Genomic DNA, 16968 nt, shown 5'->3' on the forward strand with positions numbered 1-16968 from the left:
GGCAACTATTTCTTTTTTAATGCCTGTACTCTACTTTCCGCTTCCTTTGCTGCCAGTAAATAAATCAGGGAAGCTGTGCCATCCATTGTGGGTTCATTGGTGCTGTAATCACCATAATCATCATGATACACAGCCAAATCACTTTGAAATAGCTCATATTCATCAGGATCATGAAGGCTGATCCCGATCAGGCCTTTATAAATTGAAGTATAAACTGGTCCATCTACCAATCCACCATCGATAGGATAATGGCCAATATGGGTAAATGCTGAATGTGGATCTGATGGCGTGTCGCCTTTTGCAGGCAATCCATAAATCATGGAAGTTCCCCATGGATTGCATCCAAAAAGCCAGTCAATATTGGCTTGTTCCAATTGTTGAAAATGTAAATCTCCTGTCAATTGCCTGTACCAATGACATTGAATGGCAAAGGAAGTTGTAAGGTTATTGCTGCACCAGATAAAAGGTATGCCCCTGTAAAATGCATTGGAAGCTGCCAACTCCCATACAGCTTCAATACCTTTTTTATAATACCCTGTAATGGTATCTCTTTCCGGCCCCTTTAGCCTTTTCCCCAGTTCATAATGACCCAGGTTGATAAAAGGATACCATTGATAATGCCGTGCTGTATCCTTTCCCAGCCATGGCGTAACGGGTTCCTGGCGGGCATAGCTCAATGCTTCTTTAGTATTATTTTGAAAAGCTGCGGCCAGTTCCATATCATCCACCCAATTATCCTCCGCATAGATATAGGGTGATCGCACAGAAACCGTCTGGGTCACTCCCGGTTTTTGCAAAGCGTATTGGTAAGCTGTATTTGCCTTTATGGCCAATAACTTACTAAATGGCTTATCCTTATAAAACAATTGAGCACCCAGCGAAAAAGCACTTGAAAACTTGGCAGCAGTGGAAGATGTGCCAGTGGTGTTGTTCAGGAATTTACCCCTCTGTTGGGGCTCCCCGTTTATAAAGTATACAGGACGCTGTAAGCCTCTTCCATATTGACTATCCTGGGCAGGCATACGCATGGAAATATGATCGCGGTCATCAGCAATTTGATTGAACATCCAGCCTTCTTTAGGGTGCATTTTTAACAACCAGTCCAATCCCCATTTTGCTTCATCTAAAATATCAGCCTTTCCATTCTTCCCTTTCAACCCATTGGCATGCAGCGTATCTTTAAAAATACCTGGAAAATCCCTGTAAGCAGCCAGCAAATGCCAGGTAGCATTTGCCGATGTAGTAGAATATTGCAGATAATCACTGGCATCATGCCACCCACCTACTACATCAATAAACGTACTGTCCTGTATACCCGCCTTTGCACCATAAAGCACGTATCCATCTTGTGTATGGCAACTATCCTTTAAATAAGGATTAAAGCCTGTGCGTTGCTGCCGCATATAGCGCAAGCAAAAATCAGCCGCACCCTTGTATACATCATCACCGATCTCAAATTCCGGCGACCTTGCTTCCTTTGCCTGTATGTAATAACGACCTTTTTTCCGGAAAGTAGAGAAATCCAGTCTGTACGTTTCTTGGAATGGCCCATAGGCTCCAAATGGCTTCCCTGCTGAAGCAGCAAAAACAACCTTCCTGTCCAGGACATTAACCAGTTGGAATCCTGTAACCTGATCTTTTTGTTTTGAACACCATACGGCTACTTTCACGCCTCCAGTTGGATAGCCCAATTGGTTTATCCTGATCCAGGCCCCTGGTTGTTCTGTAGCAAAACCGGCTATGACCGGGATAAGAAAAATTAAGATGAGTAGCCAGTTCTTGTTCATGCAATAGATCTTATGTAGATTTTAATTCCACAATGTAAAATAATGTAAAGAAATAAAGGTTAGCAATATAGTGGGGCTTAATACTATAATGAAGTTCATTAAACTCAATGACCAGTGTCATAAGCAGAGGTAAGTAATTAGTTTAAGTTTAAAACATGAAATACCTGGTTCCTGCATACCTGGTAATGTTATTCTTTTCCTGCAAGAATAAAACAGAATCAACCTTTCCCGTTTTCCAAAGCATCACTGAATCTGTTTATGCCCCGGGCAATATTAAAAGCAAGGATCAATACCAGGTTTTTTCCTCTGCCAACGGAATTATCCGCCATATTAATGTTACAGAAGGCGACCGTGTGAAAAAAGGTGACATACTCTTAAGTATAGATAACGAAACATCAAGACTTTCCAGGGACAATGCACAACTCGCAGCACATTACTCCTCTGTTGACCTGAATAGAGACAAACTTGCAGAATTGGAATCCAACATCACGTTGGCAAAAACCAGGATGCAACTTGATTCATCATTATTGGAAAGACAGGAAAACCTGTGGAAACAGGACATTGGCAGCCGCAACGAATTAGAACAAAGGCAACTGGCCCTAAAGAATTCCCGCACCAATTACATCTCAACCCTACTACGATATAGCCAGCTCAAAAAACAAATTGCATTTGCTGCTCTTCAATCAAAAAAGAACCTTGACATAAGTTCCAGTACTAATGATGATTATAACGTTAGAGCTAAAAAAGATGGTAAAGTTTATACGATTTTAAAAGAAGAGGGTGAAATGGTGAACACTCAAATGCCTGTTGCCATTATAGGTGATGCAAAAGACTTTTTAATGGATTTGCAGGTAGATGAATATGATATATCAAAGGTTCGTATAGGACAAAAGGTGATTGTGGGAATGGATAGTTATAAAGGCCAGGTATATGAAGCGATTGTCACCAAAATAGATCCTATTATGAATGACAAGACCAGGTCATTTAAGGTTGAAGCCTGTTTTATTCAGCAGCCACCAGGTCTATATCCCAATCTAACTGTTGAAGGAAATATTGTTATTTCTTCAAAAGAAAGAGCATTGACAATTCCGGCTGATTACCTGGTGAATGGGGATTATGTAACACTCAGCAATGGTAAAAAGAAGAAAGTTGATATTGGCCTAAAGGATTACCAGCGGGCAGAGATCTTAAAGGGATTAACCATCCATGATGCCATCAGAAAACCTCTAAAATGAAGCTCAGTGCAGATATTGCAAGGTCCCTGTTAATGGCCAGGTGGAAACAATCACTTGTTGCTGCCATAGGAGTTACTTTCAGTATTACCATGTTTATTGGTTTGCTAAGCTTTATGACTGGCTTAAATAAATTGCTGGATGGTCTTATTTTGAACCGTACAGCACATGTACGTCTTTACAATGAATTACAACCCAATCCTGTTCAGCCTATATCCATGGCGCCTGCCTATAAAAACTACTATCATTTTATTTCTTCTGTAAAAACCATTGCTTCAGATAAAAGAGTGGAAGGCATTGCATTAAAGATCAATACCCCTGTCTTTTTTAATGAAGGTAGTGTTCAGATTGCAGGCAGTATCAGTGGCATCGATGTGCAGGCTGAAAACAGTTTGTTTCATTTTAATGATTATATAAGCCAGGGATCAGGCAATGACCTGGCCCTTATTCCCAATAGCATTATCCTGGGTAAACCCCTTGCAGAAAAATTGGTTGCCAATATTGGTGACCAGGTTTTTATAACCACTACCCGGGGGGATATTTTTCCACTAAAGCTGGTAGGGTATTTTGCAACAGGCATCAGGGACTTTGACAAGGTCCTGGGATTTACATCCATAAAAACGGCACAGAAGCTGATTAATAAACCTTCCAGTTATATTACCGATATCCAGGTAAAACTATTTGATATTAATAAGGCTCCTTTGGTAGCTAAAGAATACAGCCAGTTATTTAATACACATGCTGAAGATATCCAGGCTGCCAATGCGCAGTTTGAGACAGGCAGCTTCATTCGAACTCTTATTTCCTATATGGTGGGAATTACCTTATTGATTGTGGCAGGCTTTGGAATTTATAATATCCTAAACATGATGATTTACGAAAAAATGGATGCCATTGCAATACTAAAAGCTACAGGTTTTTCATCTACAGACGTAAAAACCATCTTCCTCATGATAGCCCTAAGCATTGGAACATTTGGAGGGCTACTTGGGTTACTGGGAGGTTTCCTGGTTTCATTGTTGATAGATGGAGTTCCATTCCATGCCGTCTCCTTACCTGGTATCTCAACCTATCCTGTCAATTACAATCCAGTCTTTTATGGAATAGGAATTTTGTTTTCATTAGTTACCACTTTTCTTGCAGGCTGGCTTCCTGCCCTTAAAGCAAGTAAGGTAGACCCGGTAGTGATCATAAGGGGGAAATAATATGAACGATATAATACTACAGGCCGTACACATAGATAAATCTTTCAGAGAACAGCCAGGCATTCCTATTCTTAGTGATATTAATGTAGACATTCAAAAAGGAGAATACGTTTCTCTCATGGGAAGATCAGGATGTGGAAAGTCCACCTTGTTATATATCCTTTCGACGATGGATACAGACTACAAAGGTGAATTATATATTGACAATGAACTTATGACAGGCCAAAAGTCAAATCACCTGGCAGAAGTGCGTAATGAAAAAATAGGATTTGTTTTCCAGTTTCACTACCTGCTCAATGAATTTACAGTACTTAAAAATGTAATGCTGCCAGCATTGAAAATGGCCAGGCTGCCATTGTTGGATATCGAAACAAAAGCAATGGAATGGCTCAATATGCTCGGCATACACCAATTAGCTCCAAAATATCCTAATCAATTATCAGGTGGAGAAAAACAAAGAGTAGCCATAGCAAGGGCGCTGATCAATAGTCCCTGTATTATTTTGGCTGATGAACCTACGGGCAACCTGGATAAAAAGAACTCCGACCTCATCTTTGATATCTTTCAACAATTATCAGACAATTTTGGTCAAACTTTATTAATTGTAACACATGATCCCGGATTCGCTAATCGTACCAAAAGAATCATTCAAATGGAAGATGGAAGGATTGTATAATTGCTATGGATATTTTATATAAGGTCCTCACTATAAACCCAATAGAAACTTATATCTTCAGTTCCCTTTCTTTTTCTTATTTACTATGGCGCAATATTAGTAGTAAAAATGGCTGAAACAGTAAGTAGAGTATGGAAATACATCATCCGAATTACGGCCTTTCGAAAACAAAAGAAGAAAGCTTTGCAGAAGATACATCCATTAATCTTTTACCCCGTGCAGTACTCCGGCCAAATTCCTATATCCTGCTTGATGGAGAATGGAAATTCAAACTGGACCTGGAAGATAAAGGATTAACCGAAAGCTGGCATCTGGGACATGCCTATGAATATACGGGAATGTGGCCGGGCTCCATAGAAGAACACATGAAAAATGCAAGGATTGAGCCCACCCAAAAGTCATGGAGGGATAAGGTCATTGCCTGGTATGAAAGAGAATTTCCCCTACCTCACTTGTCTACCAATAACGGCGATCCTCACTCCTTGCTGCAACTGACTTTCGGAGCCTGTGGATATGAGACCATGGTATGGCTGAACGGCATTTTACTAAAAACAATTGAAGGAGAAGAAGTCCATACAGGAGAATACACATCATTTTCATATGAATTAGATCCTAAAACTTTAAAAGAAATAAACAGGCTAACAGTTCGGATAGCTGACTCCATGGATGCTGACATCCCAAGGGGGAAACAGGAATCTCATGTTTACAAGAGAGGTGGGATTTGGTACCAGACGTATACAGGAGCTGTTCGCAGCGTATGGCTGGAACCTGTGGAACGCAACAGGCTTCGTTCGAGGGTTGGGGTTTTTAGTATTGTTGAAGACAATATGGTGCGGTTCAACCTGACCACCCGTATACACGACCCGGGAAATTATACATTAAGGTTACAGGTTTATAAAAGAAAACAGGATACCCCTGAACCGTTGGCCGAAGACTCTTATCCTCTCAAACTGGAATCCGGTGAGAAGAGACAAAGAGTGGTGATTGAAATTCCCACAGCAGAATTGTGGACACCTGAAAACCCTGTATTGTACCGGCTGGTAGCTCAATTGATTGATGAAAAAGGCTATGCTGCCGAAATAGAGACACATTTTGGATTGCGTAAAATAGAAGCCAGGGGCTGCTGTGTTTATTTAAACAACAAATCGGTGTACCTGGATGGCATTCTTTACCAGCCCGGCACGGCTACCTATGAAGAGATCAAGGCACATATGGTGGCAATGAAAAAACTGGGATGTAATCTTGTTCGCATACACATTGCCGGTGTAGATCCCCGTATTTATAACCTTGCCGATAAGATCGGTATGATGTTATGGGTGGAAGTGCCAAGCCCCCACCATTCCTCGGCTAAAAGCCGTAAGGCACACCGGGAAGAATTATTGCGCATGCTTTCACTGATAGGCACACATCCTTCTGTGGTCATCTGGAGTTTATATAATGAAGATTGGGGAGCCCAGGACATTGCCACTAACCCGGAAACACGGCAATACATAACCGAAATGTATCATTATATGCAACTGGCCTATCCACAGTTTTTAATTGTTGATAATGATGGCTGGCACCATATATCTTACGAAGGAAGATTAAAGTCAGACCTGCTCACGGCTCACCTGTATACTCCTGACCTTCAAAGATGGAAGGAATTACTGGATGCCATTGTCAGTGGACAAATGACTGGAGTGGCAGCCTTTCCACTTGTGGTGGGTGATCCTTTCTTTTACAGGAACCATATTCCTTTAATTGTAAGCGAATGGGGCGGGTTTGGCTTCTCGGATTATGGAGGTCCCAAAGAAAATGAAGGAAGGTCAGAATTGATCAAAGCATACAAAAAAGAGTTAAGAAGCAGGCCAATTGCTGGTGATGTCTATACACAGGCCACTAATATAGAAGATGAAAAGAATGGATTGATAGATGAACATTCAGCGGCTTTAAAAGTGCCGGAAGGATTATTGAATTCAAGGGATGAGGAATTGTAAATGGTGCAGGGTTGTTGCTTTCAATCTTCATTGAATCGCCTTGGAAAAGAGCATGATTTTTAATTACATTAGTTTAATAGAAATTTTTTCTGATGAAAATAGCTACGTATAATGTTAATGGAGTAAATGGACGGCTACCTGTATTAATCAAATGGCTTAATGAAGCACAGCCAGATGTTGTATGCCTGCAGGAACTCAAGGCACCACAGGAAAAGTTTCCATTATCAGCTATTGAAGATGCAGGCTATAAGGCCATCTGGCATGGACAAAAAAGTTGGAATGGAGTAGCTATCCTTTCCCGTGGAGACCAGCCAGAAGAAGTGCGGAGGGCCTTACCCGGAGATCCTGAAGATGTTCACAGCCGCTACCTGGAAGCGGAAATAAATGGCATCACAATAGGTTGCCTTTATCTTCCCAATGGCAACCCTGCCCCGGGACCTAAATTCGATTATAAATTAGGCTGGTTTGACAGGCTGATCACCCATGGAAAACAATTGCTGAAAGCCGGAAAGCCCACAATATTGACAGGAGATTATAATGTGATGCCAACAGAACAGGATGTGTACAAGCCTGAGCGGTGGCTTGATGATGCATTATTTCGTCCGGAGGTACGTTCTGCTTTTAAGAAGCTCATTGACCAGGGATGGACAGATGCAATTAGAAAGCTGTATCCTGATGAAACCATATATACTTTCTGGGATTACTTCCGCAATGCCTATGGTCGTAATGCAGGCTTACGTATAGATCATTTTTTATTAAGCCCTGATATTGACAGGCGCCTCAAAGCTGCAGGTGTTGACAAGCATGTACGTGGCTGGGAAAAGACCAGCGACCACGCACCAGTGTGGATTGAGTTGAAGGAAAAATAATTGAATATATGGTAAAGAGTAATTGTTAATTGACTGGGATAACTTATTACCCTTCGTATTACTTAGGAAGATCGTTATTTAGCCTACAAAGATTGAAATGTTTTAGTATGCCGCAGGTAGGTTTCATGGTCTGAACCATTTGCAGACCAGGCATGAATTAATAATAAATTATCCTTCCCGCATAAAATTTATGGAATCTGATGGAGGTAATAGTAATTAAATTTCTACCACCTAATAACTATTACCATTAACCCACAAGGCGTACCTACGGCACGCTAATCACGTTTATCTTTCTTTCTACCCACCAGATGTCCCTACGGGACATGATAAGGAGTTGCTGTTTACTGGAGCACATGGCAAAAAAAGAGAGTTCTCTTCATTTCCCGTAGTGACATATCGTCGGTAGCAGATTATAGTTCATTAAGAAACAGAGTGCCGTAGGTACGCCTGGTGGGTCAGGATTCTTTAATCAAAAATACACAAGAGCACATTAGATTTCTAATTGCGCTATAAACCTAAAAAGTGTTCCTACGGCACGCTATTCGTCCTACTTATTTTTGATTCACCAACCAAATGTCCCTATAGGACATGATAAGGGTTGCTGCTCATTGAAATACTTGGAAAAAAGCGAGCGTTCACTTCATGTCCCATAGGGACATCTCGTCGGTAGCTATGAATAATGGATGATGGAACAGCGTGCCGTAGGTACGCCTGGTGGGTCAGGATTCTTTAATCAAAAATACACAAGAGCACATTTGATTTCTAATTGCGCTATAAACCTAAAAAGTGTTCCTACGGCACGCTATTCGTTCTTCTTATTTTTGATCCACCAACCAAATGTCCCTATAGGACATGATAAGGGTTGCTGCTCATTGAAATACATGGTAAAAGGCGAGCGTTCACTTCATGTCCCGTAGGGACATCTCGTTGGTAGGTATGGATAATGGATGATGGAACAGCGTGCCGTAGGTACGCCTGGTGGGTTATTTTTTTTGCTCTAAAATCAGATTACATCCTATTAAAACATAATTGAATTAATTATTTTGTGAAAAAACATATATGGCTAACACCTATACACAGGTGCACATTCAATTTGTTTTTGCAGTAAAATACCGGACTGGCCTTATTCAATCGCAATGGAAAGAAGATTTGCATCAATACATCACCGGCATTTGCCAGTCCAACAACCACAAAATGCTTCGCATCAATAGCATGCCTGATCATCTCCATATGTTTATTGGGATGCGGCCACACCAATCCATGTCTTCATTGATCCAAAATGTAAAGGGAGAAAGTTCTAAATGGATCAAAACAGAAGGCTTATGTTCAAATTTTGCATGGCAGGAAGGCTATGGTGCTTTCTCTTATTCAAAAAGTCATGTACCCGATGTAATCAGTTACATAGAAAACCAGGAAGCACACCATAAAAAACAAAGTTTCCTCACAGAGTACCAGCATATGTTGAAAGCATTTGCTATTGAATATGATCAACAATATATTTTTAAAGAGTTGTTGTAATTAATGAAGGTTCAATATTCATTTCATTATAATGGAATGCGATTTCTCTTTTAAATAGAAAATTAACCCACGAGGCGTACCTACGGCACGCTAATCATCGTTTCTATTTCTCATCTACCCACCAAATGTCCCTACGGGACATGATAAGGGTTGCTGCTTATTCGTTGGAATATATGGCAAAACGAGTAAGTTCTCTTCATGTCCCATAGGGACATCTCGTCGGTAGCAGATTATAGTTCATTAAGAAACAGCGTGCCATAGGTACGCCTGGTGGGTGACATTCTAGTAATGGCAGGAAAGAACCATCAAAGATGGCTTAATGGTTAATGGTAAAGCATGCCAGATTCATTTTGCCTCTCTTTACTGCCCCGACTTATTAAATCATTTGCATCAAACCTTATAATTTTTACAATCAATCAAGGTGGTGTATCAACAGTATCCTTTTGATAGGTTATATTTCTTATCTACCTACCAAATGCGTTAAGGGATATGACTAGGATTGAAAACATTTCCGATTCCAGCTATTGATTCAATGGGGTTGCTCTTAAATGTAAAACCTTGCAATAAAAAAAGAGGCTATCTCAACCTGAGATAACCTCTTTTTTATAAACAACAATTGATATTAATTACCATTCCAAACAGGCACCCTTCCAGGTGTGTAAGGAGCACCTGATCTTTCCATCAGATCATCCAGCTTTTTGACATCTGCACCAATGGCTTTCAATTCTGATAAAACCGAAACAAAATCTTTCACCGCCAATTCATAAGATTGCAGGTACGTATTGGATGGAGCTGATGTTGTTCCCCACAATCCCCCAATAATATTATTGATACGACCATTCAAAGATGGCAATGTTTCGAACTCTCTTTTGGAGAGCACATCATCCCCGTTGAGCTGGTCATTGACTTCTGTTAATCTCTTTTCAAGGTCATATATATTTTTAGAAACTGTAAGAGGTAATGCAGGCGTTTGAATTACAGCTTCCTTCATGTACTTTATTTTGTTGGCCAATTCTTCGCGGTATTGGTCTGCAGCGGCCGCCACTCTTCTCAATTCCGCTACCTTTTTACTAAATACATCAACCTGTTTCCTGTCGGCTACCGGCAAGGCACCTGTGTGTAATGCCACTGCCTTGAATGGCTGTGCAGGCACCAATTCTGTATAACTGCCATCTTCAAACTTACTAAGAGACACCTTATAATTTCCAGGCATGGCCAGGTATCCTTTTTCTTTATCGCTAAATACAAAGGATTCATCAAAAAGTGTAAGGTCAATTGGTCCATAAGGTGCATAGCGAAGGTCCCAAACAATTCGGTTGAATCCTTTTTTACCTGGTGCCTTTATCCTTCTCACTACATTGCCATTTTCGTCTGATACAATGAACAGCAAATGAGGTGCCGGCTGGCGGTCTTCTAATCGCAGGCTATCGGTTGAAGGATAGTAAGGGGCATCCCCTCTCTTTATCTTATCTGCTTCCACTTCCTTTCTTTTCTCCTTTAATGTTTTCAGATCTTCTTTCAGGTAATAATTAAAAACAGCACCAACCTGTGGATTAGGCGCTGTGTAAAAACTTTCACCCTGGAAGCCCTTGCCCCTCACGCCCAATGGTGTTGAAGGCACATACATCAATGCGTCTTTTACCGGGAAGATCATGGCTGCCTTTTCCAGGTTTTCCTTCTTAAGGTTTCTTAAGGAAGAATAATCATCCAAAACATAAAAGCCTCTTCCAAATGTTGCCAGTACAAGGTCATTTTCTCTTTTCTGAATTTCCATATCACGCACGGCAATGGTTGGCAAGCCTCCTTTTAATTGAGTCCAGCTTTGCCCCCCGTTATTGCTGAAGTACACACCAAACTCAGTACCTACAAATAACAGATCGGGATCAACATGATCTTCCGCTATTGTATAGGCAGTGCCCCTGGCAGGTAAATTATTTTGAATAGCTACCCATGTTTTGCCCCCATCCCTGCTGCGGTAAACATAAGGATGAAAATCGCCATACCGGTGATGGTTGAATGTAGCGTAAACAGTATTCCTGTCATGCTGCGAAGCGATCAATTGGTTCACATAGGTCTTTTCAGGAACACCAGGAATCTTATCGGCATCAACTTTTGTCCATGTTGCTCCACCATCCGAAGTAATATGTATCAGGCCATCATCTGTGCCTGCATATAAAATGTTTTGATCAAGCTTTGATTCTGCCAGGGTGGTTACATTACCATAGACATCAGTTGATTGGTTTTTCGCCACCGCATCTACGCTCCAAACCTTTCCCATTATTTTCAGCTTATTGCGATCAAGTTGGCGGGACAGGTCAGGGCTGATTACTTTCCATGAATTGCCTCGGTCATCTGTGCGGTACACTTTGTTGGCAGCAAAATAAAGGCGTTTGTTATCAAATTGTGAGATCAGCAGCGGAGCATCCCAATTCCACCTGTTAGCAGCTTCACCGTTCATTTCAATAGGCTTGATGTCAAAGAACTCTCCGCTCTTGCGGTCGTATCTTACCAGGCCTCCGTATTGCGACTGGGCATAAACGATATTTGGATCTGATTGGTCCACCTGTGTTTCAAAACCATCGCCAATGCTGGTGAAATACCATTCAGAACTAAAGATGCCGTTGTTACTCAACGTTCTTGAGGGACCACCTATACTGAAGTTATCCTGCGTTCCGCCATGTATATGGTAAAAAGGCTCACCATTATCTGTGGTCACCTTATAAAACTGTGTGACGGGAAGATTGGGTTTGAATTGCCAGTTGGCTGCCCCATCAAAGCTTTCATATAATCCCCCATCACAGCCTTCCAGTAAATGGTCTGTATTGGAGGGATCTATCCAAAGCACATGGTTGTCGATATGCTTACTTTTTTCTCCCACCATCTTAAAGCTTTTACCACCATCAAGACTCACTCCTGCATATACATTCATGGCATAGAGCTTATTGACATTCTTTGGATCCGCAAAAAGCCTTTGATAGTAATTACCTGCAGTTGAATACGTGCTTTGCTTTTCCCAACTGGATCCCCGGTCATTGCTTCTATACAATCCTGCACCATCCGAGGCTTCCACAATAGCATAAATTACATCCGGGTTGGCAGGAGAAATAGATAATCCTATCCTGCCAATATCACCTTTAGGCATGCCACTCATGATCTTATTCCAGGTAGCGCCGGCATCGGTGCTTTTATATAATGCCGATTCAGGACCTCCACCTACATACATATATACTTTCCGCTGTCTTTGGTGAGCGGCGGAATACAAAACATTAGGATCCCTGGGATCCATATGGATCTCGTTGAAGCCTGTATTCTCACTAACGGATAAAATGTTCTTCCAGGTTTTTCCACCATCTGTGGTTTTATATATGCCCCTTTCACCACCTGAAGACCATAAAGGGCCATAAGCTGCCACGTAAACAATATTGGAATTAGTTGGATCAATGACGATCCTGCCAATATGTTCTGAACTTTTAAGACCAACATTTTTCCAGCTTTTGCCACCATCATCCGACCTGTATACACCATCACCATAATCCACACTGCGCTGGTTATTGCTTTCACCAGTACCCACCCAAACAATATTTGGATTAGAAGGATCGATGACAACACAACCTATAGAATAAGAACCCTCATTGTCAAACACAGGCGTATAGGTAATACCTGCATTGGTAGTTTTCCATACACCTCCTGCTGCAGCAGCCACATAATATTCATTGTGATTCTGTGGATTTACCGCCAGGTCGGCAATTCTTCCGGATGTGATAGCTGGGCCTACATTCCTGAATTTGAGGCCATTCAATGTAGCTGAACTCAAAACCTCCTGTCCCTGGGACTTTTGGGAGGGGTTTGATTGTTTTTTTTGAGCGTAGACACTAAGAGAAGTAAACGAAATTACGAGGAAACTGAAGCCAGTTAAAGCAGATCGCATATGCAAGGTTTATTATAAAATTGAGTCAGGAAGATACAGCAGAAACCTTGACCAGTAATCAATTTAATGACGCCTCTAAATTAATGCCCCCTCTCCTTCATAAATAGTCAAAGTATAGGGGGCCATTTATATTAACCCTGTGAGTAGAATGATTATGTTATGATAAGACCGAGGGCTGCTTTTCTATTAATTCAAAGCATTGCTCAACGATCTCTAATTCTTCGTTGGTAGGCACCACCAATATCTTTACAGGAGAATCATCTGTATTGATCTCTCTAAGGCTTGCTGAACGGACCTTGTTTTTCTCTTCATCTAGTTTAATGCCCAGGAAATCCATCTCAGCACAGATCATCTGACGAATAGCGCAATCATTTTCACCTACACCTGCAGTAAACACTATGGCATCAAGCCCGTTGAGCACAGCTGCATAGGAACCTATATATTTTTTGATGCGGTAAGCATACATGTCATAGGCCAACTCTGCCTGTTCATTACCCGCTGCAATTCCTTTCAATATATCTCTCATATCGCTAAACCCGGTGAGGCCCATCATCCCGCTTTGTTTGTTCAGCAAGTTGTTTACCTGGTCAAGGCTGTAACCCAACTGGTTTACCAAATGAAAAATAATTGACGGATCTATATCACCCGAACGGGTACCCATGATCAAACCATTCAGCGGACCAAACCCCATACTGGTGTCTATTGACACGCCTGCATTAACAGCCGTCATGCTACAGCCATTACCAAGGTGGATGGTAATGATCTTTGCTTTATCATTTTTTAAATATTGCAGGGTCTTTGCTGTTACATATTTATGGCTGGTACCATGGAAGCCATAGGCCCTTATGCCCCTCTCACTATAAAAAGATTGCGGGATAGCATAACGATAGGCCACCGGAGGCATTGTCTGGTGGAAGGCAGTATCAAAGACTGCTATTTGCTTGGCAAGGGTAAATATCTTTTCCGCCACTTCTATGCCCAGGTAATTGGCGGGGTTATGCAAAGGCGCTAATGAGAAAAGTTTTTTGATCTCGGCCTTTACTTCTTTTGTGATCATAGTAGTAGAAGCGAAGCTTTCACCACCATGCACTACCCTATGCCCCACTGCTTCAATTTCGCGTGGATCCTTTATTACGCCCACTTCTTTATCTGTAAGTAGCTCTGCCACCTGTTGCAGGCCAGCTTCATGATCCACCAGGTCCATTGTTTTGCGAATGATCTTTTCCTCGTCACCCTTTAAAAGCTTGTGTGTGATGATGGAATTTTCCAGGCCTATGCGCTCCACCAATCCTGTGCAAATAGGTTTGGTATTGGGCATCTTGAATAACTGGTATTTGATTGAACTACTGCCTGAGTTAATGATAAATATGTTCATTGCTTTTTGCGTTCAGTTATTGTTATATGGGTCTTTCATTAAGCAGTTTACTAAAAGCTGCTTAAGCCAACACCGTTGTTTCAACTGGCTTTTTGGATCCAGGCAATTCAGTGGCACTGTTTTCCTGGCTTTGAATGGCAGTGATGATCACGGTATTGAATATATCATCTACCGTACATCCGCGGCTAAGGTCATTTACCGGTTTGTTTAACCCTTGCAGCATTGGCCCAATGGCCAATGCACTTGTTTCTCTTTGCACGGCCTTGTAGGTATTGTTGCCGGTATTCAGGTCAGGGAAGATGAACACATTTGCCTTGCCTGCCACTTCAGAATTGGGTAGCTTTTGTTTGCCTACCACGGGGTCTACAGCGGCATCATATTGAATGGGACCTTCTACCTTAAGATCTGGTCTCTTTTCCTTCACCAGCCTGGTAGCCTGTCTTACCTTCTCCACATAACTGCCTTCTCCGGATGTGCCGGAAGAATAAGACAACATGGCTATGCGGGGTTCTATACCAAAACGGCGACTGCTCTCTGCAGAGGATATAGCTATTTCTGCAAGTTCTTCCGCTGTAGGATCCGGATTCACGGCGCAATCTCCAAAAACAGCCACACGGTCCGGAAGGCACATGAAGAATATGGAAGAAACTATTGATATACCAGGTTTTGTTTTTACAAACTGTAAGGCGGGGCGAATGGTATGCTGCGTGGTATGATTAGCACCGGAAACCATACCATCCGCATGGCCTTTATAAACCATCATGGTACCAAAATAAGAGACGTCCGTCATCAGGTCACGGGCGGTTTCAAGCGATACGTTCTTGCTTTTGCGAAGCTCATACAAGGTCTGAACATAATCATTGTATAACGGTGACTCTACGGGGTTCACAATATCCAGGCGTGTATGTTCGAAGTTTAATCCAAGCCGTTTTATGGAGGCAGCTATCTGGTGGGCATCACCCAGGATGGTAAGATTTACAATTTGCTGGTTCAATAAGCGTGCAGCGGCTTTCAATATCCTGTCATCATCTCCTTCAGGTAAAACAATATGTTTGCGGAAAGCCTTTGCTTTTTTGGTGATCTGGTATTGAAACATATGTGGCGTCAATAACTCGGAATGGTAGGTGACCAGTTTTTCTTCCAGGGATTTGACGTCTACATATTTATCAAAAGTATCAATAGCCAGGAGCACCTTTTTAGTATTGTCTGCAGTGATGCGTGAATGGATGGTTCCTAACCGTGCAGTGGTTTCAAAGGTTCCGCTTTTCACGGAAATGATAGGTATCACAGATGACAGTCCATCGACAAGACGCTGAACTGGTTTGTCAAGCTTACCCCCCACCGTTAGAACTATACCAGCCACTTTAGGATAATTCATGGAAAGGTTGGCCTGTATAGCACTGATAACAATATCTCCCCGGTCAGCAGGCGTTACGATCACCACGTTTTCCTTTATATGGTTCAGGAACTGGGGCACCTGCATGGCACCAGTTATAAAATTATCTACCTGGTTAGTAAGCTGGTCTTCCCCACACACCACCTTAGCACCCAGTTGCTCATAAATTTCTTTCATTGTGGGGGCTGATAGGTTTTTATCTTCAGGTATCACTGAAAGAATGATCTCTTTATTCAACTGTAAAGGCAGCAGGTCTTTTACATCTTTAAGCTGATCTTGTTTTACTTTATTGACAATAACACCAATTACCTGCACTTCCCTCATTTCAAAATTGCGCAGTACTGTCAAAACAGAATTGATCACATCTGAGGTAGTCTTTTTTTCCCCGGAAACAACAATGATAGCTGGCGAACCAAGGTTTTTGGCAATGTTGATATTGGCCTCAAATTCAAAAGCGGTTCCTTCACCCACAAAGTCACTACCATCAATTATCGTAAAGTCGTGTGCCTCCTCCAGCTTTTTCACCTTATGTATGATGGTGTCAATCATTTCACTCTGGCTTTCCTTTTCCAGCAGCTTTAAAGCTTGTTGCCTTGTAAAAGCAAAAGTCTCATCATATTGCAAAGGCAATTTAAAATATTCAAGAACGGTGTCTATATGCACATCCCTTCTTGTCTTTAAATCAGGATTGATAATTGGTTTAAAATAAGCTACTTTTTGTGCTTTCCCCAGCAGCATATTCAATAGCCCCAATGCTACAATGGATTTCCCACTATAGGGCTCAGTAGAAGCAATAAAAACATTTTTGGTCATAACAATGAATTTATATCGGGCGCAAAATTGAGAAAGAAAATGGCTTCACAGGATGATGCAAGTTAACAGAAACATGATTAAAGTCATGGTTCTCACCGGGTTGCTCCATTTAAAGCACAAAGGACGCAAGGGAATTCCTATAGGATTGCAAAGCAATGTTAAAACACTATAAGGCCTTGAGGTACACCATTGG

10 protein-coding genes are annotated in these 16968 nt (G+C 41.6%); 6 read left to right on the top strand and 4 right to left on the bottom strand.

Going from position 1 to position 16968, the window contains the following annotated elements; translation table 11 throughout:
* Nucleotides 1-5 precede the first annotated feature (5 nt).
* Entirely contained in the window at nt 6-1787 is a 1782-nt protein-coding gene (locus BUA53_RS02305) for a glycoside hydrolase family 9 protein (RefSeq protein WP_084079763.1), read from the bottom strand.
* A gap of 155 nt (nt 1788-1942) precedes the next feature.
* Between BUA53_RS02305 and BUA53_RS02310 the strand changes: the two genes are divergently transcribed.
* The 6 genes from BUA53_RS02310 to tnpA all read left to right on the top strand — a co-directional run bounded on the left by BUA53_RS02310 (nt 1943) and on the right by tnpA (nt 9263).
* A complete protein-coding gene (locus tag BUA53_RS02310) occupies nt 1943-3022 on the top strand; it encodes an efflux RND transporter periplasmic adaptor subunit (RefSeq protein ID WP_072833648.1) in 1080 nt (359 codons plus the stop codon).
* Nucleotides 3019-4224 carry an ABC transporter permease gene (locus BUA53_RS02315; protein WP_072833649.1) on the top strand — a complete coding sequence of 402 codons (1206 nt, stop codon included), beginning with the start codon at nt 3019-3021 and terminating at the stop codon, nt 4222-4224. Before BUA53_RS02310 ends, BUA53_RS02315 begins: the two co-directional genes overlap by 4 nt.
* 1 nt (nt 4225) lies before the next feature.
* Nucleotides 4226-4900: an ABC transporter ATP-binding protein gene (locus BUA53_RS02320; RefSeq protein WP_072833650.1), complete on the top strand. Its 675-nt coding sequence runs from the start codon at nt 4226-4228 to the stop codon at nt 4898-4900.
* 131 nt (nt 4901-5031) lie between these two features.
* Nucleotides 5032-6876, top strand: a complete 1845-nt coding sequence (locus BUA53_RS02325) for a glycoside hydrolase family 2 (RefSeq protein ID WP_072833651.1) — start codon at nt 5032-5034, stop codon at nt 6874-6876.
* Nucleotides 6877-6968: 92 nt separating this feature from the next.
* Nucleotides 6969-7745 (top strand): exodeoxyribonuclease III, encoded by a 777-nt coding sequence (xth, locus tag BUA53_RS02330; RefSeq protein WP_072833652.1) that lies wholly within the window; start codon nt 6969-6971, stop codon nt 7743-7745.
* Nucleotides 7746-8804: 1059 nt separating this feature from the next.
* On the top strand, nt 8805-9263 hold the full coding sequence (tnpA, locus tag BUA53_RS02335; protein ID WP_072833653.1) for an IS200/IS605 family transposase: 459 nt from the start codon (nt 8805-8807) through the stop codon (nt 9261-9263).
* Between the two features lie 622 nt (nt 9264-9885).
* Here tnpA and BUA53_RS02340 read toward each other — a convergent pair.
* From BUA53_RS02340 to pta, 3 genes are all read right to left on the bottom strand, one after another.
* Entirely contained in the window at nt 9886-13191 is a 3306-nt protein-coding gene (locus tag BUA53_RS02340; protein ID WP_072833654.1) for a WD40/YVTN/BNR-like repeat-containing protein, read from the bottom strand.
* A 157-nt stretch (nt 13192-13348) separates the two neighbouring features.
* Nucleotides 13349-14566: an acetate/propionate family kinase gene (locus tag BUA53_RS02345; RefSeq protein ID WP_072833655.1), complete on the bottom strand. Its 1218-nt coding sequence runs from the start codon at nt 14564-14566 to the stop codon at nt 13349-13351.
* Between the two features lie 61 nt (nt 14567-14627).
* Nucleotides 14628-16775: a phosphate acetyltransferase gene (gene pta / locus BUA53_RS02350; RefSeq protein ID WP_072833656.1), complete on the bottom strand. Its 2148-nt coding sequence runs from the start codon at nt 16773-16775 to the stop codon at nt 14628-14630.
* Between the last annotated feature and the right edge of the window lie 193 nt (nt 16776-16968).

The organism is Flavisolibacter ginsengisoli DSM 18119, assembly GCF_900129295.1.
Lineage (GTDB): Bacteria > Bacteroidota > Bacteroidia > Chitinophagales > Chitinophagaceae > Flavisolibacter > Flavisolibacter ginsengisoli.